This window comes from Streptomyces sp. NPDC046379 (assembly GCF_055587785.1).
Genome location: NZ_JBVJFP010000005.1, coordinates 167170 through 188324, shown reverse-complemented (window position 1 = coordinate 188324; position 21155 = coordinate 167170). Strand labels below are relative to the sequence as shown.

Here is a 21155-nt window from a genome sequence, read left to right as displayed (position 1 = left end):
CCGGGCCCGCCCGTGACTCACCCTAGGCGGTGCGTCCGGTACGGGGCGTGAGCTTCCACAGGCGCACGGGCATGGAGCTGACGCGGCCGTGCTCCTGCTGGCGGGCCCAGGCGGCGCGGCCCACGGCGCGGAAGAACTCGGCGCGCTGTCCGGGGTCCAGGACGGCGGCGTAGTAGTCGCCGAAGGTGGCCGCGTGGAAGTGCTCGTACTGGGCGGCGTCCCGCACGGTGACCACCGCGTCCCGTTCCCACTGGTCCTCGATGACGAAGAACTCCTGGAGGAGGTAGGCGAGTTCGGCCTGCGGGCGGGTGCGGGTGGCGATGGGCAGGACGCCGTACTCCTGGAGCAGGGCAGGCACCGCCTCCCGCGCGACGCCGAGTTCGGCGAGGGCGTCGCGCACGATGTCGTCCTCGCCGCCGAATCCGTGGGCGTCGCGCGCCGGGTGATACGTCGTCAGGAAGAAGGCGCCGCCGGTGGCCAGGTGGTCGCGGGTCCAGGCCAGGACGCGGTGCTCCACGGGGTAGAGCCAGTGCAGCACCGACGTCATGGTCACCACGTCGGCGCGGTGCGGCAGCGGGGCGGGGGCGGTGAGGTCCGCCCGGTGCAGGGCGACGCGGGAGCCGTGGGGGCGCAGCCGTTCGGTCGCCTCGGCGATGCGGTGCTCGGAGCGTTCGAGGCCGACGGCAAGCCGCAGCGAGGGATGGCGGTCCAGGGCCGCCTCCAGCAGCTGGCCGATGCCGCTGCCGAGGTCGATCAGGACGGCGGGGTCGCCGGTCACCCGGTCGAGGACCCAGTCGCGGTCGTGGACCTGACGCAGGCGGCTGGCGTCGTCGTAGCCGCCGAGGGTGCGGGCCTGGGCCTCGGTGTCGGACTGGGTCACGGGCGGGTCTCCTGTGCGGATGCGGGGGCGGGCGCGGTCGTGGGCTGCGGGGTGTCGGGGTGCGGGACGGCCGCGTGCGGCGTGGCGATGAACTGCTCCAGCCGGCGGCGCACCTCGCTCTGGTCGTACCGTTTGAAGAGGTTGATGCGGTTGCGGGCGAGGTCGCCGCGGTGGACGAGTTCGTACAGGTGCTGGCGCTGGCCGAAGCCGTCGCCGGTCAGCTCCCAGGCCAGGCGCAGCAGCCGGGACTTGCGCTCGGCGTCGATGCCCCGCCCGCGCATGTAGCGGTCGAGGAAGGGGCGCAGCCGGGGGTGGGCGAGGTCGTTCTCGGTGGGCTGCATCAGCAGTCCCGAGGCTCCGATGCGGCGGACCACGTCGACGGCGGTGTCGGCGACCTCGGCGGCCCAGACCCGGCTGGCGGCGGTGTCGCCGGGGGCGAGGAGGCCGCCGTCGGTGACGGTGGCGCGGGCCTCGGCGGCGTCGAGGAAGATCTCCGTCAGTTCGGCGTACGACGCCAGTCTGCCGAGGTCCTCCTGGATGTTGCGGAAGCCGTCGACGCCGATGCTCTCGGCGACGAGGGTGGCGGTGGCCAGCAGGGTGCGCAGGCGTTCCCGGTAGCGGACGTGCCCGATGTAGGCGGACCAGGCGTTGATGCGGGCGAGTCCGGTGCGGGCGAGGGCGGCGTCGCGCAGCAGGAAGACCCGGTCCCAGGGGACGAGGACGTCGTCGAAGAAGAGCATGGCGTCCTGCTCGTCGTAGCGGGCGCCCAACGGGTGCGCGTGCCCCCAGGGTTCGGCGCCCAGCGGCTCCCGGCACAGGGTGACCAGGCCGGGGGTGTTCAGCGGCAGCGCGAACCAGACGACGAACTGCTCTCCGCGCTGCTGGGTGAAGGAGGCCGACAGGTAGACGAGCACCTCGTGCGCGAGGGGCGCGAGGGTGGTGAGCTGTTTGGCGCCGCGTACGACGATCCCCCGGTCGTTCTCCTCCAGCACGCGCAGGGCGAGGTCGGGGTCGTCGACCGGGTTGGCGGAGCGGTCGATCTGGGGGTCGCCGAGGGCGTGCGAGAGGACGAGGTCGTTGGCGGCGCAGTGCCGGTACCAGGCGTCGGCGTTGGCGCCGAAGCCGGGCCGGGCGGCCTCCAGGCGGTTGCGGAAGTCGTGGACGCCGACGGCGATGGAGGCCATGAAGGCGGGCGAGCGGCCGTGCTGGCCGAAGGACGCCGCGTGCCAGAACTCCGCGCTGCGGCGCTGCAGCCGCAGCTCCTCCAGGGTGCGCGGCGGCTGGTAGGCGCGGGCGAGGCGCCGGCCGCTGAGCGGGTCCTCGTAGGTGAGCAACTCCCGGTGGTCCGGGTCGTGCTGGAGGTCCAGGAGGTCCGCGAGGGCGTCGACCGCGGGGCGGAAGGCGGGATGCTCGGCGGGGTTGGCGACGCGTTCGCCGTTGAGGTACAGCTCGCGGCCGTCGTCGAGTTCGGCGCGGTAGCGCTCGCCGCTCAACAGCCCCTTGCCGGTGGCGGCGGAGGTGTCCAGGAGGGTCATGTACGGGCTCCCGTGGAGGGTATGGGCGGGTGGGCGAGGGCGTGGTACTCGCCGTGGTGGTAGACGAGGGGTTCGCCGGGGGCCGCGTCGGCGGCGGCGACGCGGCCGACCAGGACGGCGTGGTCCCCGCCGGGCAGCACGGTGTGCAGCCGGCAGTCGAACCAGGCCAGACAGTCCTCCAGCACGGGCGCCCCGGTTGCCGCGGTGCGCATGGGCGCGGCCGTGAACAGGCCCAGGGCCCGGCCGGTGCCGGGGGCGGCGAAGTGCCGGGCGAGCGGCTCCTGGTGGCCGGCCAGCACGCTCACGGCGTAGCGGCCGCTGGCCCGCACGGCGCCGGCCAGCGGACTGCGGACGCTCACGGCCACGCTGATCAGGAGGGGGTCGAGGGAGAGGGTGCACAGGGAGGAGACCGTCTTGGCGAAGACCTCCTCGCCGTGCCGGGCGGTGAGCAGGGCGACGCCGGTGGTCCAGCAGCGGGCGGCGTCCCGGAAGATCTGTGCGGCGGCGTCGGCGTGGCGCGCGGTGGCCGGCGAGGGCCTGCCGGGGTGGCGATGGGCGGGAAGCGCGGGAGCGTCCGCCGGTGGCTCCACGTCGCCGCGGGCGCCCGGCGGCTGTGTGGTGCGGGGCGTCGTGTCGGGCCCGGCCTTCCGGGCGGGGTGCGGGGCGGTCATCGCAGACTCACTCGGTAGGTGCGCAGCCACTCGTCCACCTGGACCAGGTGGTCCAGGCCGCCGACCGGGTTGGGGGCGGTGCGGGGGCTGGGCAGGGGGCGGCCCTCGGCCAGGGCGCGGCGTACGGCGTCCCGGTCGACCAGGTCGAAGACGGGGGCCGCCGGATCGGCGAGGAGGTCGTGGGCGCGGTCGGTGAGGACCTCCGTGTACCGCACGGCCGGCGTCGACGGGTAGCCGCTCTTGGGCCGGTCGGTCACCTCGGCCGGCAGCAGGTCGCGCACGGCGTCGCGCAGCAGGCCCTTGGGACGGCCGCCCGGCGCCTTGAGGGACCAGGGCACGTTCCACACGTACTCGACGAGGCGGGGGTCGGTGAACGGCACCCTCACCTCCAGGCCGACCGACATGCTGATCCGGTCGACGCGTTCCAGCAGCGGCGGCAGCCAGCGCGTCAGCGCCAGCTGGAACAGCTGCCGGGCCCGGCGCTCCGCCGCCGTCTCGCCGGGCAGTTCGGGGGTCTGCGCGAGGGCGGCCCGGTACTGCTCGGCGGTGTACTCCTCGGGCCGGACCTCGGCGCGCACCTCCGGGCGCAGCAGCGCGGCGGGGGTGGTGCGGCCGTGCAGCCAGGGGAAGGTGGCCGCGTCGCGGGCGGCCGGGTCGTGGAAGTAGGGGTAGCCGCCGAAGACCTCGTCGGCGGCCTCCCCGGACAGGGCGACCGTGGAGCGGCGGCGCACCTCGCGGAAGAGCAGGTGCAGCGAGGCGTCCATCTCGCCCCAGCCGGGCCGGTCCCGGGCGCGCAGGACGGCCTCCCGGGCCTGGAGGAGGTCGTCGTCGGGGATGACGACGGAGGTGTGCAGGGTGCCGATGTGCTCGGCCGCGGCCCGGACGTAGGGCGCGTCGGCGCCGGTGCGCCAGTCGTCGGGCGCGCGGTCGGCGCTGCCGGGGAAGTCGACGGAGAAGCTGGCGACCTTGCCCTGCCCGGCCCGTTCCCGGGCGAGCGCGGCCAGCGCGGTGATGGCGCTGGAGTCGACGCCGCCCGACAGCAGCGTGCACAGCGGCACGTCGCTCATGAGCTGGCGTTCGACGGCGTCGGCGAGCAGGGCGCGCACCGTGCGGCGGGTGGTGGCCGGGTCGTCGGTGTGCGGGCGGGAGACGAGCTGCCAGTACCGCGACTCGGTGGTGGCGGTGCGCCGTACCCGGACCAGGTGGCCGGGGCGCACCTCGCGCAGCCCGCGGAAGAGGCCGTGACCGGCGGTGGGCGCGGCGGGCAGGGCGAACAGCTCGGCGATGCCCTCGGCGTCCAGCTCGGCGCGGAACAGGGGGTTGGCGAGGACGGCCTTGGGTTCGGAGCCGAACAGGACGCCGGTGGCGTGGGCGTGCCAGTACAGCGGCTTGACGCCCAGGTGGTCGCGGACCAGCAGCAGTTCCTCGGCTCCGGCGTCCCACAGGGCGTAGGCGAAGATGCCGTTGAAGCGGCGGGGCGCGTCGGCGCCCCACTGGAGGTGGGCCCGGAGCACCACTTCGGTGTCGGAGCGGGTGCGGAAGGAGTGGCCGAGGGCTTCCAGTTCCCGGCGCAATTCCCGGTGGTTGTACAGCTCGCCGTTGTAGGTGAGGACGGTGTCGGCCGCCCCGGCGCCGGCGCCCAGCGGCTGGGCGCCTCCGTCGAGGTCGATGACGGACAGCCGGCGGTGGCCGAGCGCGGCGTGCCGGGACAGCCAGGTGCCGGCGGCGTCCGGTCCGCGGCAGGCCAGGGTCCCGGTCATGGCGCGGACGGTGTCGCCGCGCGTGGTCAGGTCGGTCTCCCAGTCGATCCATCCGGTGACGCCGCACATCACTGCTCCTCGGGGGTGTCGGAGGGGGTCGCGCCCTCGGCCGGCGGGGCCGTGGCCTCCCAGCGGCAGCCGTGTCCGGTGGGGCCGGTGCGCAGGTCGTGGGCGGGCTCGTAGCCCTTGGCGCGGATGTTCGCCGACAGCGCCTTGGTGCAGTACGCGCACGGCGAGGCGAGGGTGAGCCGCACGCCGGAGCGGCGGGCCTTCTCGCGGTAGTCCCAGATCGCGCAGTGGGTGATGGTCACGGCCGCCCGGGTGGCGCCACCGGTGTCGATCGCGTCGTCGAACTCGTAGTCGGATCCGTACAGTTCGGCCTGGCGGGCGATGCGGTGGACGGGGTCGGCGGCGCCGCGTCCGTGGTCGGGCTCGACGTCGCGGTGGACCTCGGCGATGGCGCGGGCCCAGGCGTTGAGGGCCTGTTCGCCGTAGCGGGAGACGAGGAAGCGCTCCATGAGCGCCTGGCCGCGGAAGAAGACGCGCTGCCAGTCCGCGGAGCCGCCGGTCGTGCGGTCGGGCAGGTCGGCGAAGATCTCGGACTGGAGCGCGAACCAGTCGGCCAGGTGGGTGGGGTTGTGCCGGCCGGCCAGGAGCCGGGTCAGCCCGGACTCCGCCTCGTGCAGCCGCTGACGCCACAGGGCCGAGCGTTCGGCCTCCGGCATCGACCGGTAGGTGTTGCGCAGCGGGTCGGCGGGCGCCGTGGACGGGCCGGGCTCGGACGGGTCGCCCAGTACGGCGGTGACGGGCCGGCCGGTGTGCCGGGAGTGGGCGCCGTCGTCCGCGGCGGACGCCGGTACTCCGTCGGAGCCGCCGCGTGCGATGCCTCCTGCGGGCGCATCGCTCATCTCGGATCTCCTTAGCGGTGGGGAGCGGACCGGTCGGTCGGGTCCTGGTGATCGGCAACGCTACGAAACCGGACGACCCGTCAGAAGCCCCGAAAGGCGGTGCTCTCGGCGACCATCGGCTCCCCCCGACTGCTCCGAAGGTCGCCCTCGCTGGGTGGTGCGCGAACGACGGGAGGCGCACTCGCTCCGCGTGGAGCGAGTGCGCCTCCGGGTGAGGGGTGCGCGCTCGGCGCCGGCGCGAGTGCGCCTCCGGGCGAAGGACCCCGCATGGGGGCGCCTGTGCAGGGGTGCGCGCCTGTGGCGAGGCCGTACGCCGGTTCAGCCCGCCAGGCCGTGGCGGTGCGCGTACAGCGCGGCGCGCAGCCGGTCGGACTGGCCGGTCTTGCGCATGGCGTTGGTGAGGTGCTTCTTCACCGTCGCCTCGGCCAGGGCGAGTTCCCGCCCTATCTCGGCGTTGCTGAGGCCGCGTGCCAGCTGGGCGAGCACCTGGCGCTCCCGGTCGGTGAGCCCGCACTGCTGGGGCGGCGGTTCGGCCGCGTCCCGCGCCAGTCCGGCCGGCTGGACGCGAGCCGGGGGCGGCGCGGGCAGGAACACCGAGCCGCCGAGGCCCGCGATGCCGACCGCGCGGATGATCCGCTCCTCCGGCTGGTCGAGGGCGAGGCAGCCGCTCGCGCCGGCCAGCAGCATCCGGCTGGCCTCGGCGGTGCTCTGCGCCCGGCGCAGCAGCAGCACGCGCGCCTCGGGCGCGACGTCCGGAGAGCGGAGGCGGGCCATCAGGGCCAGGTCCTCCGCGAGCGTCCCGCCGTTGCCGAGGAGGACCACGTCGGGCCGCACGCGCCGCAACGCCTCCTGCAGCCGGAGCGGGTCGCCGCTGGAGCCGACGACGGCGATGCCGGGGTCGGCGTTCAGGACGCTGCGCAGGCCGGCGCTCGCCACGGGGTGTCGCTCGGCGAGGAAGACGCGGACGACGGGCGGGCGGGCGTGGGCCGCCGGTCCGGTGCAGGCGGGGTGTCCGCAGTCGCAGGGGGCGGCCGTTTCGCGGCGGGAGTGGGGCAGGTGCCCCGGTGGCCGGTCCCCGGGATCGCGCAGCAACTGGTGGCCGGCGATCATGTCGAGCGGGTTGTCTATCTCCGCGCGGACGATGCGCGGGTCGCCCGCGCGGGCGGCGGTGGTCAGCGTCGTCACCGTGAACTCCCCCGAGTGGTGAGGGAGTCGGGTCTGGTGCGGTGGTACGGCTTCACGTGGGGTTCCCCTCGGCGATGGCGGGGCCGGGGTGGGCCCCGGCGGCGGGCGCGTGCCCGGGGGCGGCCCCTGCGTCTCCTGCCGCGGGCCGGGGAGAGGCCGGAACGGGAAGGGAGGGGCGGCCGGTCGGGCCGGTTCCGGGAAGGGGGCGCGGACGGGACGTGCCGTCGGATCAGCGCCCGGCCGTCGGACGACAGAACTCGTCGAACGTCCTGCGGTGCCACGAGCCGCCGATACCGACCAGGGTGAAGTCGGTTCGCCGATAAGCCATGCGGGCAGCGTAATTCGGCCGCTCGACACGGGTCAACCGGGTCCGGGTCACGGGTGTGTGCGGGACGCGGGTATTCCGTACCGCCGATCCTGTGACCACGGGTATCAGCATCAACGCCTGGCTGGTTCACGCCGGTTGCGTTCCCGCACGCTTCGGTCACGGCCGCCGCCCCGGCCCCCCTCCCCCACCCGTGCCGACCTGCGTCGCACCGCCCCAGGAAGGACCTGTCGCATGACCGCCCACCCACGTACGCCCGCCGGCCGGACCGGCGCCGCGCACCGGGAGACCGACGGATGAGGCGGTATCTGGCCCGGCGGCTGCTGCTCGCCGTGCCCACGCTCCTGGGCGTCACCGTCGTCGTCTTCGCCGCCGTCGCCCTCGTCCCCGGCGACCCCGTGGCCACCCTGCTCGGCCCGGGCGCGCCCGCCGAGGCCAGGGAACGGCTCACGGAACGACTCGGCCTCGGCGAGCCGCTGCCCGTGCGCTACGGGCACTGGCTGCGGCACGCGCTCCAGGGCGACCTCGGCGTGTCCATCTCGGCGCAACGTCCGGTGGGCGAGCTGCTGTTGCCGGCGCTCGGGCACACCCTCGTCCTCACCGGCGCCGCCTTCCTGCTGGTGCTGACCGGGGGCACGCTGCTGGGCGCGCTGGGCGCCGCCCGGCCCGACGGTGCCGGTGCCCGGTTGTCGCGCACGCTGAGCACGCTGGCCGTCTCCGCGCCGCAGTACTCGGTGGCGCTGCTGTTCATCGCCGTCTTCGCCGTGGGGCTGCGCTGGTTCCCGGCCGGCGGCACGCAGGACGTGTTCGCCGGGGGCGGTACGGCCGACCGGCTGCACCATCTCGTGCTCCCCGCCGTCGCCGCCGCGCTGGTCCCCCTCGGGCTGACCGCCCGCGTCTTCGGCGCAGCCCTCGGGGCCGTACTGCGCTCCGACCTCGCCGACGGGCTGCGTGCCCGGGGCCTGCGCCGCCCGGCCGTGCTGCGGCACTGCGTGCACAACGCCTCCCCGGCCCTGCTGACGATCGGCGGACTCCAACTGGCCTATCTGCTGGAGGGGGTCGTGTTCGTGGAGACCCTGTTCGCCTGGCCGGGGGTGGGGAGGCTGCTCTACGACGCCCTCACCGCCCGCGACCTGCCGCTCATCCAGGCCGGAGTGCTGCTGGTCGCCGTCGCCTTCGTCGGCGTCAACATCCTCGTCGACACCGCGCACGCCCTCGTCGACCCCCGGCTGCGGGGTGCGCTGTGACGTCCTCCCGGTCCCCCTTCGCTCGCCTTCCCCGTCCCGGGCTGCTCGTCCCGGCGGCCCTCGCGGCCCTGCTGCTGCTCGTGGCCGTGGCCGGTCCGCTGCTCGCACCGCACGACCCCGACGCCGGGAGCCTGCGGGAGCGGCTGCTGCCGCCGGGCAGCCCCGGCCATCCGCTGGGCACCGACACCCAGGGCCGGGACGTGCTGAGCCGGCTGCTCGTCGCCGCCGGACCCTCGCTGCTGGGCGGCATCCTCCCGGTGGCCGTCGCCACCGTCGCCGGCGCCCTGCTCGGCATCGCGGCGGGGCTCGGCGGCCGATTCACCGAGCACGCCCTGCTGCGCACGCTCGACGTGCTCTACGCCTTCCCCGGCGTGCTCCTCGCGATCACCGTCGCGACCGTGCTGCGCCCCGGCCTGTTCGCCACCGCCGTCTCCCTGTCCGTCGTCCTCACCCCGGCGGTGACCCGCGTGGCCTTCGCCGAGGTGCGGCGCATCCGCACCGCCGAGTACCTGGAGGCCGCGCGCGTCGCCGGGGCCGGGCCCCTCGCCGTCGCCCTGCGCCAGGTGGCGCCGGTCGTCGCGCCGGTCCTGCTCGTCTACTCGTCATCCCTGGTGGGGCTGGCCATCGTGTACGCGGCCGGGCTGTCCTTCCTCGGCCTGGGCGTGCCCCCGCCGGCCGCCGAATGGGGCGCGATGCTCGACGAGCTGCGGCCGGGCCTGCTGACCCACCCGGAGGTCGCCGTCCTGCCCGCCGTCACCATCCTCGTCGTCTCCGTCGTCTTCAACTCCCTCGGCGACGCCCTGCGCCGCGGCACCGGCGCCGGCCGGACCCTCCCCGTGGAGGCGGGCCGATGAGCGCCCCCGCACCGGCCGCCGCGCCCGAGCGGCTCGAGGTCGAGAACCTCACCGTCACCCACACCGGGGACGGCGGCGAGGTGCGCGCCGTCGACGGGGTGAGCCTGACCGTGCGGCCCGGCGAGGCCCTGGTGCTGCTCGGCGAGTCGGGCAGCGGCAAGTCCACCCTGGCCCGCACCGTCCTGGGGCTGCCCGGACGCGGCGCCCGCGTCCGTGGCGCCGTCCGGCTCTCCGGCACCGACCTGCTCGGCCTCGGCGAACGCGCCCTGTCCGACGTCCGCGGACGCCGCGTCGGCTACGTCCCCCAGGACCCCGACGCCGGCCTCGACCCGCTGCGCCGGATCGGGTCGCAGCTGACCGAGGTGCTGCTGCGCCACCGCATCGCCGACGGCCGGCGCGCCGCACGCCCGCTGGCGCTGCGCTCGCTGGAGGAGGCCGGCGTCGCCGACCCGGAGCGGGTCGCCCGCGCCCACCCGCACGAACTGTCCGGAGGGCTGCGCCAGCGCGCCGTGATCGCCCTGGCCCTCGCCTGCGGGCCCGGCCTGCTGATCGCGGACGAGCCCACGACCGCGCTGGACGCCCTGGTGCGGGCCCGCGTCGTGGACCTGTTCACGCACCTGGTCGCCGAACGCGGCATCGCCCTGCTCATGGTCACCCACGACATCGGCGTCGCCCGCCGGGCCGGCCACCGGGTGGCGGTCATGCGCGAGGGACGGATCGTGGAGACCGGCCCCGTGGAGCAGCTGCTCGGCGCGCCGCGACACCCTTACGCCGCCGCGCTGGTGGCCGCACAGCCTGGAGCCCGCGATGACCGGTGACCTGCTCCGCCTCGACCGCGTGTCCAAGCGCTACCGGCGCGAACGGCTCGCCCTGGACGACGTCTGCCTGCACGTCGCGGCCGGGGAGACGGTCGGCCTGGTCGGCGAGTCCGGGTCCGGCAAGTCGACGCTGGCCCGCCTCGCGCTCGGCCTGCTCGCCCCCGACTCCGGCGCCGTCCGCTTCGACGGCCACGACCCGTACCGGCTGGGCGGCGCCACCGGACGGCGCGTGCGGGCGCGGCTGCAGTTCGTGCCGCAGCAGCCGCGGGGGTCCCTCAACCCCGCGCTGCGCGCCGGCGAGGCGGTCGCCTTCACCCTGCGCGTGCACGGCACGCCCCGCCGCGAACGCCCGGAGATCGTCGCCGACCTCTTCCGCAAGGTGGGGCTGCGGCCCGAACTGGCCCGCCGCTACCCGCGCGAACTGTCCGGCGGTCAGGTGCAGCGCGTCGCCATCGCCCGCGCCCTCGCCACCGGCCCCGACCTGATCGTCTGCGACGAGCCGACCTCCGCCCTGGACACCACCGTCCAGGCCCAGATCCTGGACCTGCTCGGCGAGCTCCAAGAACGCCTGGGCCTGGCCTGTCTGTTCATCTCCCACGATCTGGCCGTCGTACGGCGTCTCGCCCACCGGGCCGTCGTCCTGCGCGAGGGCCGGATCGTCGAGCAGGGCACGACGGCCGCCCTGTGGGCCGCGCCCTCCCACCCCTACACCCGCGCCCTGCTCGCCGCCGACGCCGGCGCCCCAGCGCCCCTCACGCCGACTCCGGTCGGCGAACCGTCCGCTCCGTGAACCACCCCGACGAGGACTCCATGACGCACCATCAGCAACCGTCCCACCACCGCCCGCACAGACAGGATCCGCAGTTGCGGGGCACGACGCGCCCGGCGCGGCGGGGCCTGCGCCTGCGGGCCGCCGGCCTCGCCGCCGCGCTGCTGCTGCCGCTCGCCGCGGCCGGCTGCGGCGACGGCACGGCCGCCGACGACTCCGCGGGCGGCGGCAAGCGCGGCGGCACCCTCGTCATCGGCGCGACGGGCAAGCTCCCCAACCCCGACACCGTCATCGGCGGCGCCGGATACGAGGGCAAGCGGCTGGTCGGCTTCCAGCTGTACGAAGGCCTCACCCGCTACGACCTGTCCCGCGCCGACGGCCCCGCCGAGATCACCGGCGCCCTCGCCACCTCCTGGAAGGTCGCCGAGGACGACAGGACCTGGACGTTCACCCTGCGCAAGGGCGTGAAGTTCCACGACGGCACCGCCTTCGACGCCGACGCGGTGCTGTTCAACCTCGACCGCTACCTCGACGAGAAGAGCCCGTACTACACGGACGCCCTCGGCGCGGCGGCGGGCGAGTACGCGGGCGGCATCACCGCGTACACCAAGCTCGCCGAGGACCGCGTGCGGCTGGTCACCGAGAAGCCCAACGGCCACTTCCCGCAGGACCTCGCCCACGTCCTCATCGCCAGCCCCGCCGCCGTGCGCAAGACCGGGACCGCGAAGTTCTCCGAACACCCCGTCGGCACCGGGCCGTTCCGCTTCGTCCGGCAGACGCCCGGCGAACAGATCGAACTCGCCCGCTTCGACGACCACTGGCGCGGCGCGCCCAGGCTGGACCGGCTCGTCGTGAAGGCCCTGCCGGACGCCGCCGCGCGCACCGCAGCCCTGCGCTCCGGTTCGGTGAACTGGATCGAGTACCCCAACCCGGACGACATCCCGAGCCTGAAGGCCGACGGCGCCGAGGTCGTCACCAACAGCTACGACCACCTGTGGTACTGGATCCTCGACACGTCCGCCGAGCCCTGGAGCGACCCCCGGGTGCGCCGGGCCGCCAACTACGCCGTCGACCGCGAGGCCATCGCCGAGGAGCTGCTCCACGGCACCGCGCGCCCCGCCCGGCAGGCCGCTCCGCACGGCACGTTCGCCCACGACCCGGCGAACGACGCCTACGGCCACGACCCGGCCAAGGCCCGGAAGCTGCTCGCCGAGGCCGGCTACCCGGACGGCTTCAGCACCTCGGTCACCGTGCCCACGGGCGGATCCGGCAACCTCGTGCCGGTGCCGATCGCCGAGGCCGTGCAGCGCGACCTCGCCGCCGTCGGCATCAAGGCCGAGATCCGCACCACCGACTGGTCGACGCTGATCAGCGCGGAGGCCGAGGGTGAGGTGGCCCGCGGCTCGCAGGCCATCGCGCAGTCCACGACGCTGTTCCAGTCCGAGGCGCTGCTGCCGCTGTTCATCGGCTCCGACAGCCCGTTCTGGACCGGGCACTACGGCAACCCGAAGGTCGACGAGCTGCTCGCGACGGCGGGCGCGAGCACCGACCGGACGGAACGCGAGGCCGCCTACCGGGAGGCACTGAAGCTGGTCACGGCGGACGCGCCCTGGCTGTTCGTCGTCAACGACCTCAATCCCAGGGCGCTTTCGCCGAAGGTGCGCGGCCTCGTGCAGCCGCAGTCCTGGTTCATCGACCTCACTACCGTTTGGGTGACCCCATGACCCTCTCCCCCGCGCCCGCCGCCGGTCTGCCGCCCAAGTGGGGCGTCACCCTGCCGCTGCCCGGACTGACCATCGACCGCCACCGCTTCCTGGTGGAGCGCCTGCCGGACCTCGGCTACACGGACGTGTGGAGCGCCGAGGGCGGCGGCACCGACGCCTTCACCCCGCTGGCGACCGTCGCCGCCTGGTCGCCGAGCCTGCGCATCGCCACCGGCATCGTCCCGGTGCACACCCGCGGCCCCGCCGTCCTCGCGCAGACCGCCGCCACGCTCGCCCAACTCGCCCCCGGGCGACTGCTGCTGGGCATCGGCGCCTCGGTGCCCGCGCATGTGACGGACATCAACGGCATCCCGTTCGACGAACCGTTCAAGCGGACCCGGGACGTGCTGCGGTTCGTCACCCGCGCGCTGCGCGGCGAGCACATCGCGGGCGACTTCGACACCTTCTCCATCACCGGCTACCGGCTGCCGCACCCGCCGGCCGACCCGGTCAAGGTGATCCTGGGCGCGCTGCGGCCGGGCATGCTGCGGCTGGGGTTCCGCGAGGGCGACGGCGCCATCACCAACCTGCTGTTCCCCGAGGACGTGCCGAAGGTCCTCGACGCGGTCGGGCCGCAGCCGCCGGGCAAGGAGCTGGTCGTGAAGGTGTTCGTGTGCCCCACCGAGGACACCGACTACGCCCACCGGGCCACCCGGCCCTTCCTCGCCTGGATCCTCAACCGCGAGCCGTACCGCAAGTTCCACGAGTGGCTGGGCAACGGCGACCTGCTGGCCGAATCGCACGCCCGCTGGGCCGAGGGCGACATCGAGGGAGCGCAGAAGGCACTGCCCGACGAGGTCGTGGACGGGCTGTTCATCAGCGGCTCGCCCGAGGAGTGCCGGGAGCGCATCCTGCGCTACCACCGTCCGGGCGTGACCACGATCCAGCTGTACGTGTCCCTGCCGCCGGAGGTGTTCGTCAGCCGGGCCAGGCTGCTGGACACCCTGGCCCGGCTCGGTCCGGCCGCCGCCCGCTGACCCCCGTACCGGAGGCGTCCGTCATGGAGCTGGACATACGCGGCGGCGTCCGCGCCGCCCCCGTGCCCGGGGCCACGCCCGAGGAGCGGCAGGCCCTGCGCTTCGCACCCGACCCGCGCGACCGCGACGCGGACCCGGAGTACGTGGCGCGCACGGCGCGGGAGAACGAGGAGGACGGGCTGGACAGCGCGCTGGTCGTGCAGTCCAGCTCGTGGCCGGACCCGTGGCTGGTGGCGTGCTGGGCGCTGGCCGCGACCGGCAGACTGCGCGTCGCGGTGGCCCACCGGGTGGGCACGACCGCCCCCACGGTGGCCGCGCGGACACTGGCCACCCTGGACCGGCTGTCCGGCGGGCGGGCCGCCGCGCACGTCATCGTCGGCTCCAGCGACGCCGACGTCGCACGGGACGGCGACCTGCTCGGCAAGGCGGACCGCTACCGCCGGGCGGGCGAGTACCTGGAGGTGTTCCGGCGCACCCTGCACGCCCGGGAGGACTTCGACCACGACGGCGAGTTCTACACCGTGCGCGGCGCCCGCTCCGGGCTGTCGCCGCGGCCCCGCGCGGAGCTGCTGTCGTTCGGCGGCTCGTCGCCGGAGGGCGTGGAACTCGCGGCGCGGCACGCCGATGTGTACGCGGTGCCGTCCCTGCCGCTCAGCGCGACCCGCCGGCACATCGCGCGGGCGCGCGCCGCGGCGGCGGCGCACGGCAGGACCCTGAAGATCTGGCGGCATGTCACCGTGGTCGCCGGCCCCACCGACGAGGCCGCCCAAGCGCGGGCCCGGCGTATCCGCGCGGACGTCCTGCGGGCGGCCTCCGGCCCGGAGGCCGCCCGCCGGCTGGACGCCGTCCAGCTCGACCGGGACCGCGAACGCGGCCGCACCGACCGGTTGCCGGCCTATGTCGACCGGGCTCTCGCCGGCGCGTTCGTCGGCTCGCCGCAGACCGTCGCCGCCCGGATCGGGCTGCTGCGGGCCGCCGGGGTCGACATCGTCCAGCTGGACATGGCACTGGAGACCGACGAGGACCGCGCGCTGCGGCGCGCCCTGGTCGCCGGGCTGCGCGCCGCGTACGTCCCGCCGGCCCCGCGCAACACCTCCTACGCGAGACGGGGCTGGTGAGGCGGCGGGAGTCCTGGTCGGCAGGTATCGCCGGTGACCGGCCGGCCGTTCGAAGCCGGGCCGGTCACCGGGCAGACTGAACCCCCATGAAGGCAACCGATCCCAAGGCCGACCTCCGTTCCTCCCTCCAGTCCGCGCGCGACGCCCTGCTGTGGAAGCTCGACGGGCTCCCGGAGTACGACGTCCGCCGCCCGCTGACCCCGACCGGCACCAACCTGCTGGGCCTGGTCAAGCATGTGGCCACCTGCGAACTGGGCTACCTCGGCGACACGTTCGGACGGCCGTCCGGGGAGCCGCTGCCCTGGCTGGAGCACGCCGCCGAGACCAACGGGGACATGTGGGCCACCGCCGACGAGTCGCGCGAGTTCGTCGTGGACCTGTACCGGCGGGCGTGGGCGCACTCGGACGCCACGATCGACGCGCTCGCGCTGGACACGGTCGGCAGGGTGCCGTGGTGGCCCGACGGCAGGGACGAGGTGACGCTGCATCAGGCGGTGGTGCGGGTCGTCGCCGACACCCACCGGCACGCCGGACACGCGGACATCCTCCGCGAGCTCCTGGACGGCGCCGTGGGACTGGGCGAGCACAACGACAGCCTGGCCTCCGACGATGCGGCCTGGTGGGAGGAGTACCGGGGCCGGCTCGAGCGCGAGGCGCGAGAGGCGGCGAAGCGCGCGGGCGCGGGCGGCGCGTGAGGGGGCACGTCCGGCCCGGCCCGTGCGCCCTCTGGTCCCGCCGCCGACGACAGGACACCCTGGGCTTGCCCGTTTCGCCTCGCGCAGGGAGCTGACAACGTGAAAGCAGCAGTGGTGGACGTCGTGGGCGGGGGTTTCGCCGTCCACGACGTCGACATCGCCGAGCCGGTCGGCCGTGAGGTCCTGGTGGACGTACGGGCGTCCGGCCTGTGTCACACCGATCTGACCCTCGCCGCCCACCCGTTGCCCGGCTACGAGCCGCCGGTCGTGCTGGGCCACGAGATCGCCGGCGTCGTCACCGCCCTCGGCCCGCAGGCGTCCGACTTCGGCGTCGGCGACCATGTGGTCGGCTGCCTCGTCCAGTGGTGCGGCGGCTGCCCCGCGTGCCTGGACGGCAGGCCGTACCAGTGCGGCAATCCAGGGGCGACGACGCGCGATCCGCAACACGGTCCCCGGCTCGCCCGCGCCGGTCTGCCCCTCACCCAGGGCATGGGGCTCGGCGGCTTCGCCCAGCAGGTCCTGGTGCACGAGCACCAGCTGACCGCCGTCCCGCGCGAGGTGCCCTTCGCCCCCGCGGCGCTCCTGGGGTGCGGGGTGCTGACCGGCGTGGGATCCGTTCTCACCACGGCGCGCGTCCGGGCGGGCGAGAGCGTCGCCGTGATCGGCGTCGGAGGCGTCGGACTGAACGCGGTCGCCGCGGCCGGGATCGCCGGCGCGTCACGCATCGTCGCCGTCGACGTCCAGGACGGCAGACTCGGCCGTGCGCGTGCCTTCGGCGCCACGGACACCGTCGACTCCCGGGCCGTGGACGCCGCCGAGGCCGTGCGCGAACTGACCGGCGGCGGGGTGGACCACGCTTTCGACATGGTCGGCACGGCGGCCACGACGGAGCAGGCGCTGGCCATGACCGCCCTCGGCGGCGCGGTGTACGTCGTCGGACTGGCGATGAGCGGAGGCGAGCTGCGGCTGTCCCTGCCCCAGCTGCTGCTCCAGCAGAAACGCGTCCAGGGCGTGATCATGGGCTCGGGCAACCCGCGACGCGACATCCCGCGCCACGCCGACCTCTATCTGCGGGGCCGTCTGAACCTGGACGACCTCGTCTCCCACCGCATCGCCCTGGAGGAGATCGACGCCGGTTACGCCGCGCTGAAGGACCCCGGGACGGCACGGGTGGTCATCACGTCGTTCTGACCCCGGCCTGCCGTCCCGGGTGGACGGCGCGGGACGGTGCGGACCGTCGGGAGCGACGAACACCGACGCTTGCGGGCGTGCCCCTGCCCGCCCGGACGCCGACGAGCATCGCGCAGGTCCGCGCGGGGCGGGACCGGGTGGGTCAGGAGGCGGGCGGGCGGCCGTCGTCGGCGTCCGGGCGGGGAGCGTCGTCGGCGTTCCGGGCGCGGGGACGCGCGTCCGGGCCGGCCGGATCGTCGCCGGGCGGGGCGGCGGCGTCGACCGCGGCCGCCAGTTCGCGGGCCAGGTCGGCCGCCCGGCGGGCGTCCAGGGCCTTGACCTGGGCGGCCGTGACGGTGATCCGCGTGCCGTCGGGGCGGGTGATCGTCACGGTCCGGGTGCCTCGGCGGCTCTGGAGCCAGGCGACCAGGGCGCCGGCGAACACCGCGGCGATGCCACCGGGCTCCACCAGGGCGACCAGTGTGTCGGACACGGCGCCCGTGGCGCCGGGCGGCGGCGCGTCCGCCGGCCGGACCCGGCCCCGCATCTCCGGTTCGGCCGTCAGCCAGCGGCGCAGCTCGTGGCCGCTTCCGGAGTCGTCGCCCTCGACCGTGACGATGATGCGCATGGCACGTCAACCTACCAGTGGACGCAGGGCACTTGACCCCCAAGATCGGCCGAATCCGGGACAGCCGGACCCTGGGAGCGTACGATCGTACGCATGTCGACGACGGACTACTTCGCCCAAGACCCCCGCACCAACCTCGAGCGCATGCTCGCGGGTGACCTCTACATCGCGGACGATCCCGAGATCGCCCGCCGGCAGCAGCGGGCCGTGCGGCTCGCCGCCCGCTACCAGGCCGCGTACGCCGAGGACGCCGGCGCGGCCGGGGCCGTCCTCGCCGAGCTGCTCGGCGCCCTGGGCGAGGAGGCGCACGTACGGCCGCCGCTGTACGTGGACTACGGCAGCAACATCTCGATCGGCGCGCGCACCTTCGTCAACTACAACCTGACGGCGCTGGACGTAGCGGCGATCACGATCGGCGAGGACTGCCAGATCGGGCCCAACGTCCAGCTGCTCACGCCGACCCACCCGCTGGAGCCGGAGCCCCGCCGGGACAAGCTGGAGGCGGCGAAGCCGATCACGATCGGCGACAACGTGTGGCTCGGCGGCGGCGCCGTCGTGCTGCCCGGCGTGACGATCGGCGACAACTCCGTCGTCGGCGCCGGGGCCGTCGTCACCAAGGACGTGCCGGCGAACGTCGTCGTCGTGGGCAACCCGGCCCGCCCGGTCCGCACTCTGTGAACACCCCGCCATGGCCACCGGGCACGCCGATCCGCAGCGCCGCGAGCGCATCCTCGCGGCGGCGCTCGACCTCATCGCCGAGGAGGGCGTCGCCGGGGTCTCCCACCGGAAGATCGCCGCGCGCGCCGGGGTGCCGCTGGGGTCGATGACGTATCACTTCGACGGCATGGACCAACTGCTCCGGGAGGCCTTCGGCCGCTTCACCGACCACATCGTCGCGGTCTTCGACGCGTACCTCTCCGCCCCGGCCACCCGCGACGAGGCGAGGGAGGCGGTGGCCGACCTCGTGCACGCGCTGTCGGAGGGAAGCCGCCGCGATCTGGCCGTCACCCAGGAGCTGTACACCCTCGCCGCGCGCCGGCCCGCCTACCGGGAACTGACCCACGAGTGGATGCGCCGCAGCCGGGTCCATCTGGAGAAGCACTTCGACCCGGACACCGCCCGGCAGCTCGACGCGCTGATCGAGGGCCTGACCCTGCACCGGGCGCTCGCCGCCGCACCGCACGACCGCGCCCTCACCCTGGAGGCCGTCTCCCGCATCACCGCCACCGGCGAACGGCGCGATCCCTAGAAGACTGATGAAGATCTTGCTGAGGGACCGTCGGCCGGACCGGACGGCGGACGCCGGGCCCGGCGCGCGCTCGCCCACAGCCGCCCGTGCGGCACGGACCTGACCGCCGTGCCGCACGGGCTCCCCGCCCTGCCCTTCACCCGGGGTCAGGCGCCGACGTACGCCGCCAGGTGCTCGCCGGTGAGGGTGGAGCGGGCCCGGACCAGGTCGGCCGGGGTGCCCTCGAAGACGATCCGGCCGCCGTCATGGCCGGCGCCGGGGCCGAGGTCGATGATCCAGTCGGCGTGCGCCATGACCGCCTGGTGGTGCTCCACGACGATGACGGACTTCCCGGAGTCCACGAGCCGGTCCAGCAGGGCGAGCAGCTGCTCCACGTCGGCCAGGTGGAGGCCGGTGGTCGGCTCGTCCAGGACGTAGACGCCGCCCTTCTCGGCCATGTGCGTGGCCAGCTTCAGCCGCTGGCGCTCGCCGCCGGACAGGGTGGTGAGCGGCTGGCCGAGGGTGAGGTAGCCGAGCCCGACGTCGGCGAGCCGGTCGAGGATCTTGTGCGCGGCCGGGGTGCGGGCCTCGCCCGTGCCGAAGAACTCCTCCGCCTCGGTCACCGACATCGCCAGCACCTCGCTGATGTCCCGGCCCCCGAGCCGGTACTCCAGCACCGACGCCTGGAACCGCTTCCCCTCGCACTCCTCGCACGTCGTCGCGACGCCCGCCAGCATCGCCAGGTCGGTGTAGACGACGCCCGCGCCGTTGCAGGTCGGGCAGGCGCCCTCGGAGTTGGCGCTGAACAGGGCCGGCTTCACGCCGTTGGCCTTGGCGAACGCCTTGCGGATCGGATCGAGCAGTCCCGTGTACGTCGCCGGGTTGCTGCGCCGGGAGCCCTTGATCGCACCCTGGTCGACCGAGACGACGCCGGCGCCGGCCGGGACCGAGCCGTGCACCAGGGAACTCTTGCCGGAACCTGCGACGCCGGTGACGACGCAGAGCACGCCGAGCGGGATGTCGACGTCGACGTCGCGCAGGTTGTTCGCGTCGGCCCCCCGGATCTCCAGGGCGCCGGTCGGCTTGCGGACCGACTTCTTGACCGCGGCCCGGTCGTCCAGATGGCGGCCGGTGATCGTGCCGGAGGCCCGCAGGCCTTCCACCGTGCCCTCGTAGCAGACGGCGCCGCCTTCCGTGCCGGCGCCCGGGCCGAGGTCCACGACGTGGTCGGCGATCGCGATCGCCTCGGGCTTGTGCTCAACGACCAGCACGGTGTTGCCCTTGTCGCGCAGGCGCAGCAGCAGGTTGTTCATCCGCTGGATGTCGTGCGGGTGCAGGCCGACGGTCGGCTCGTCGAAGACGTAGGTGACGTCGGTGAGCGAGGAGCCGAGATGGCGGATCATCTTGACGCGCTGCGCCTCGCCGCCGGAGAGGGTGGCCGCGGGGCGGTCCAGGGAGAGGTAGCCGAGGCCGATCTCCACGAACGACTCCAGGGTGTGCTGCAGCGCCGCGAGCAGCGGGGCGACGGACGGCTCACCGAGGCCGCGGACCCACTCGGCCAGGTCGCTGACCTGCATCGCGCAGGCGTCGGCGATGGAGATGCCCTGGATCTTCGAGGACCGGGCGCCCTCGCTGAGCCGCGTGCCGTCGCAGTCGGGGCAGGTCGTGAAGGTGACGGCGCGCTCCACGAAGGCCCGGATGTGGGGCTGCATCGCCTCCTTGTCCTTGGACAGGAACGACTTCTGGATCTTGGGGATCAGTCCTTCGTACGTGAGGTTGACGCCGTTGACCTTCACCTTGGTCGGCTCGTGGTAGAGGAAGTCCCGCAGCTCCCGCTCGGTGAAGTCGCGGATCGGCTTGTCGGGGTCGAGGAAGCCCGACTGGGCGTACAGGCCGACGGTCCACACGTTGTCCGACTTCCAGCCGGGGATGGTGAACGCGCCCTCCGCGATGGACTTGGAGTCGTCGTAGAGCTGGGTGAGGTCGATGTCGGAGACCGTGCCACGGCCCTCGCAGCGCGGGCACATGCCGCCGGTGCGGGTGAACGTCGCCTTCACCGCCTGCTTGGAGCCGACGCTGATCGCGCCGCTGCCCCGGACGGAGGCCGTGTTGAAGGAGTAGGCGCTGGGCGGGCCGATGTGCGGCTCGCCGAGCCGGCTGAAGAGGATGCGCAGCATGGCGTTGGCGTCGGTGGCGGTGCCGACGGTGGAGCGCGGGTCGCCGCCCATCCGCTGCTGGTCGACGGTGATGGCGGTGGTCAGGCCGTCGAGGACGTCGACCTCCGGGCGCGCCAGCGTCGGCATGAAGCCCTGGACGAAGGCGCTGTAGGTCTCGTTGATCAGCCGCTGGGACTCGGCGGCGATCGTGTTGAACACCAGCGAGCTCTTGCCCGAGCCGGAGACGCCGGTGAACACCGTCAGCCGGCGCTTGGGGATCTCGATGCTGACGTCCTTGAGGTTGTTCTCGCGGGCCCCGTGCACACGGATCATGTCGTGGCTGTCGGCGGCGTGCCGCGCAGGCGGCCGTGTGTCCGTCCTCGTGGCCTTGCTCATCGTTGTCTCCATCCGTCGGGCGGGGCCGCCTGCGCGGCCGTGCGCTGCTCGCCGGGCGCGTGTCCGACCGGC

19 protein-coding genes are annotated in these 21155 nt (G+C 74.7%); 11 read left to right on the top strand and 8 right to left on the bottom strand.

Going from position 1 to position 21155, the window contains the following annotated elements; genetic code table 11:
• Window positions 1–22: 22 nt before the first annotated feature.
• The 6 genes from ACZ6KF_RS11700 to ACZ6KF_RS11675 form a co-directional block, all read right to left on the bottom strand.
• Window positions 23–880 (bottom strand): class I SAM-dependent methyltransferase, encoded by an 858-nt coding sequence (locus ACZ6KF_RS11700; RefSeq protein ID WP_469174824.1) that lies wholly within the window; start codon window positions 878–880, stop codon window positions 23–25.
• Window positions 877–2415: a 4-hydroxyphenylacetate 3-hydroxylase family protein gene (locus tag ACZ6KF_RS11695; RefSeq protein WP_356628127.1), complete on the bottom strand. Its 1539-nt coding sequence runs from the start codon at window positions 2413–2415 to the stop codon at window positions 877–879. The genes ACZ6KF_RS11700 and ACZ6KF_RS11695 overlap by 4 nt, the downstream gene beginning before the upstream one ends.
• On the bottom strand, window positions 2412–3086 hold the full coding sequence (locus ACZ6KF_RS11690) for a flavin reductase family protein (protein WP_356628128.1): 675 nt from the start codon (window positions 3084–3086) through the stop codon (window positions 2412–2414). The genes ACZ6KF_RS11695 and ACZ6KF_RS11690 overlap by 4 nt, the downstream gene beginning before the upstream one ends.
• Window positions 3083–4915 carry an asparagine synthase (glutamine-hydrolyzing) gene (gene asnB, locus ACZ6KF_RS11685; RefSeq protein ID WP_469238315.1) on the bottom strand — a complete coding sequence of 611 codons (1833 nt, stop codon included), beginning with the start codon at window positions 4913–4915 and terminating at the stop codon, window positions 3083–3085. The genes ACZ6KF_RS11690 and asnB overlap by 4 nt, the downstream gene beginning before the upstream one ends.
• Complete coding sequence (locus ACZ6KF_RS11680) at window positions 4915–5754, bottom strand: hypothetical protein (protein ID WP_356628130.1); 840 nt, start codon at window positions 5752–5754, stop codon at window positions 4915–4917. Before ACZ6KF_RS11680 ends, asnB begins: the two co-directional genes overlap by 1 nt.
• Before the next feature lie 318 nt (window positions 5755–6072).
• On the bottom strand, window positions 6073–6939 hold the full coding sequence (locus ACZ6KF_RS11675; RefSeq protein WP_469238312.1) for a response regulator transcription factor: 867 nt from the start codon (window positions 6937–6939) through the stop codon (window positions 6073–6075).
• A 621-nt stretch (window positions 6940–7560) separates the two neighbouring features.
• On the opposite strand from ACZ6KF_RS11675, the gene ACZ6KF_RS11670 reads away from it, so the two are divergent.
• From ACZ6KF_RS11670 to ACZ6KF_RS11630, 9 genes are all read left to right on the top strand, one after another.
• Entirely contained in the window at window positions 7561–8511 is a 951-nt protein-coding gene (locus ACZ6KF_RS11670) for an ABC transporter permease (RefSeq protein WP_356633665.1), read from the top strand.
• On the top strand, window positions 8508–9365 hold the full coding sequence (locus ACZ6KF_RS11665) for an ABC transporter permease (RefSeq protein WP_469157697.1): 858 nt from the start codon (window positions 8508–8510) through the stop codon (window positions 9363–9365). The genes ACZ6KF_RS11670 and ACZ6KF_RS11665 overlap by 4 nt, the downstream gene beginning before the upstream one ends.
• Window positions 9362–10183 (top strand): ABC transporter ATP-binding protein, encoded by an 822-nt coding sequence (locus tag ACZ6KF_RS11660; RefSeq protein WP_469157698.1) that lies wholly within the window; start codon window positions 9362–9364, stop codon window positions 10181–10183. The genes ACZ6KF_RS11665 and ACZ6KF_RS11660 overlap by 4 nt, the downstream gene beginning before the upstream one ends.
• A complete protein-coding gene (locus ACZ6KF_RS11655) occupies window positions 10173–10973 on the top strand; it encodes an ABC transporter ATP-binding protein (protein WP_469238310.1) in 801 nt (266 codons plus the stop codon). Before ACZ6KF_RS11660 ends, ACZ6KF_RS11655 begins: the two co-directional genes overlap by 11 nt.
• A complete protein-coding gene (locus ACZ6KF_RS11650) occupies window positions 10970–12676 on the top strand; it encodes an ABC transporter substrate-binding protein (RefSeq protein WP_469238308.1) in 1707 nt (568 codons plus the stop codon). The genes ACZ6KF_RS11655 and ACZ6KF_RS11650 overlap by 4 nt, the downstream gene beginning before the upstream one ends.
• Window positions 12673–13692 carry an LLM class F420-dependent oxidoreductase gene (locus tag ACZ6KF_RS11645; protein WP_356633675.1) on the top strand — a complete coding sequence of 340 codons (1020 nt, stop codon included), beginning with the start codon at window positions 12673–12675 and terminating at the stop codon, window positions 13690–13692. The genes ACZ6KF_RS11650 and ACZ6KF_RS11645 overlap by 4 nt, the downstream gene beginning before the upstream one ends.
• A gap of 23 nt (window positions 13693–13715) precedes the next feature.
• Window positions 13716–14810: an LLM class flavin-dependent oxidoreductase gene (locus ACZ6KF_RS11640; protein WP_356633677.1), complete on the top strand. Its 1095-nt coding sequence runs from the start codon at window positions 13716–13718 to the stop codon at window positions 14808–14810.
• An 86-nt stretch (window positions 14811–14896) separates the two neighbouring features.
• Window positions 14897–15505: a DinB family protein gene (locus tag ACZ6KF_RS11635; protein ID WP_356633679.1), complete on the top strand. Its 609-nt coding sequence runs from the start codon at window positions 14897–14899 to the stop codon at window positions 15503–15505.
• A 99-nt stretch (window positions 15506–15604) separates the two neighbouring features.
• On the top strand, window positions 15605–16696 hold the full coding sequence (locus ACZ6KF_RS11630) for a zinc-binding dehydrogenase (protein ID WP_469238306.1): 1092 nt from the start codon (window positions 15605–15607) through the stop codon (window positions 16694–16696).
• Between the two features lie 142 nt (window positions 16697–16838).
• Here ACZ6KF_RS11630 and ACZ6KF_RS11625 read toward each other — a convergent pair whose 3' ends face one another.
• Window positions 16839–17303 carry an effector-associated constant component EACC1 gene (locus tag ACZ6KF_RS11625; RefSeq protein WP_469238305.1) on the bottom strand — a complete coding sequence of 155 codons (465 nt, stop codon included), beginning with the start codon at window positions 17301–17303 and terminating at the stop codon, window positions 16839–16841.
• A gap of 93 nt (window positions 17304–17396) precedes the next feature.
• Here ACZ6KF_RS11625 and ACZ6KF_RS11620 point away from each other — a divergent pair, with 93 nt between their 5' ends.
• On the top strand, window positions 17397–17981 hold the full coding sequence (locus ACZ6KF_RS11620; RefSeq protein WP_356633685.1) for a sugar O-acetyltransferase: 585 nt from the start codon (window positions 17397–17399) through the stop codon (window positions 17979–17981).
• Window positions 17982–17991: 10 nt separating this feature from the next.
• Window positions 17992–18552 (top strand): TetR/AcrR family transcriptional regulator, encoded by a 561-nt coding sequence (locus ACZ6KF_RS11615; RefSeq protein ID WP_469238302.1) that lies wholly within the window; start codon window positions 17992–17994, stop codon window positions 18550–18552.
• A gap of 146 nt (window positions 18553–18698) precedes the next feature.
• Here ACZ6KF_RS11615 and ACZ6KF_RS11610 read toward each other — a convergent pair whose 3' ends face one another.
• On the bottom strand, window positions 18699–21083 hold the full coding sequence (locus ACZ6KF_RS11610) for an ATP-binding cassette domain-containing protein (RefSeq protein ID WP_469174836.1): 2385 nt from the start codon (window positions 21081–21083) through the stop codon (window positions 18699–18701).
• Between the last annotated feature and the right edge of the window lie 72 nt (window positions 21084–21155).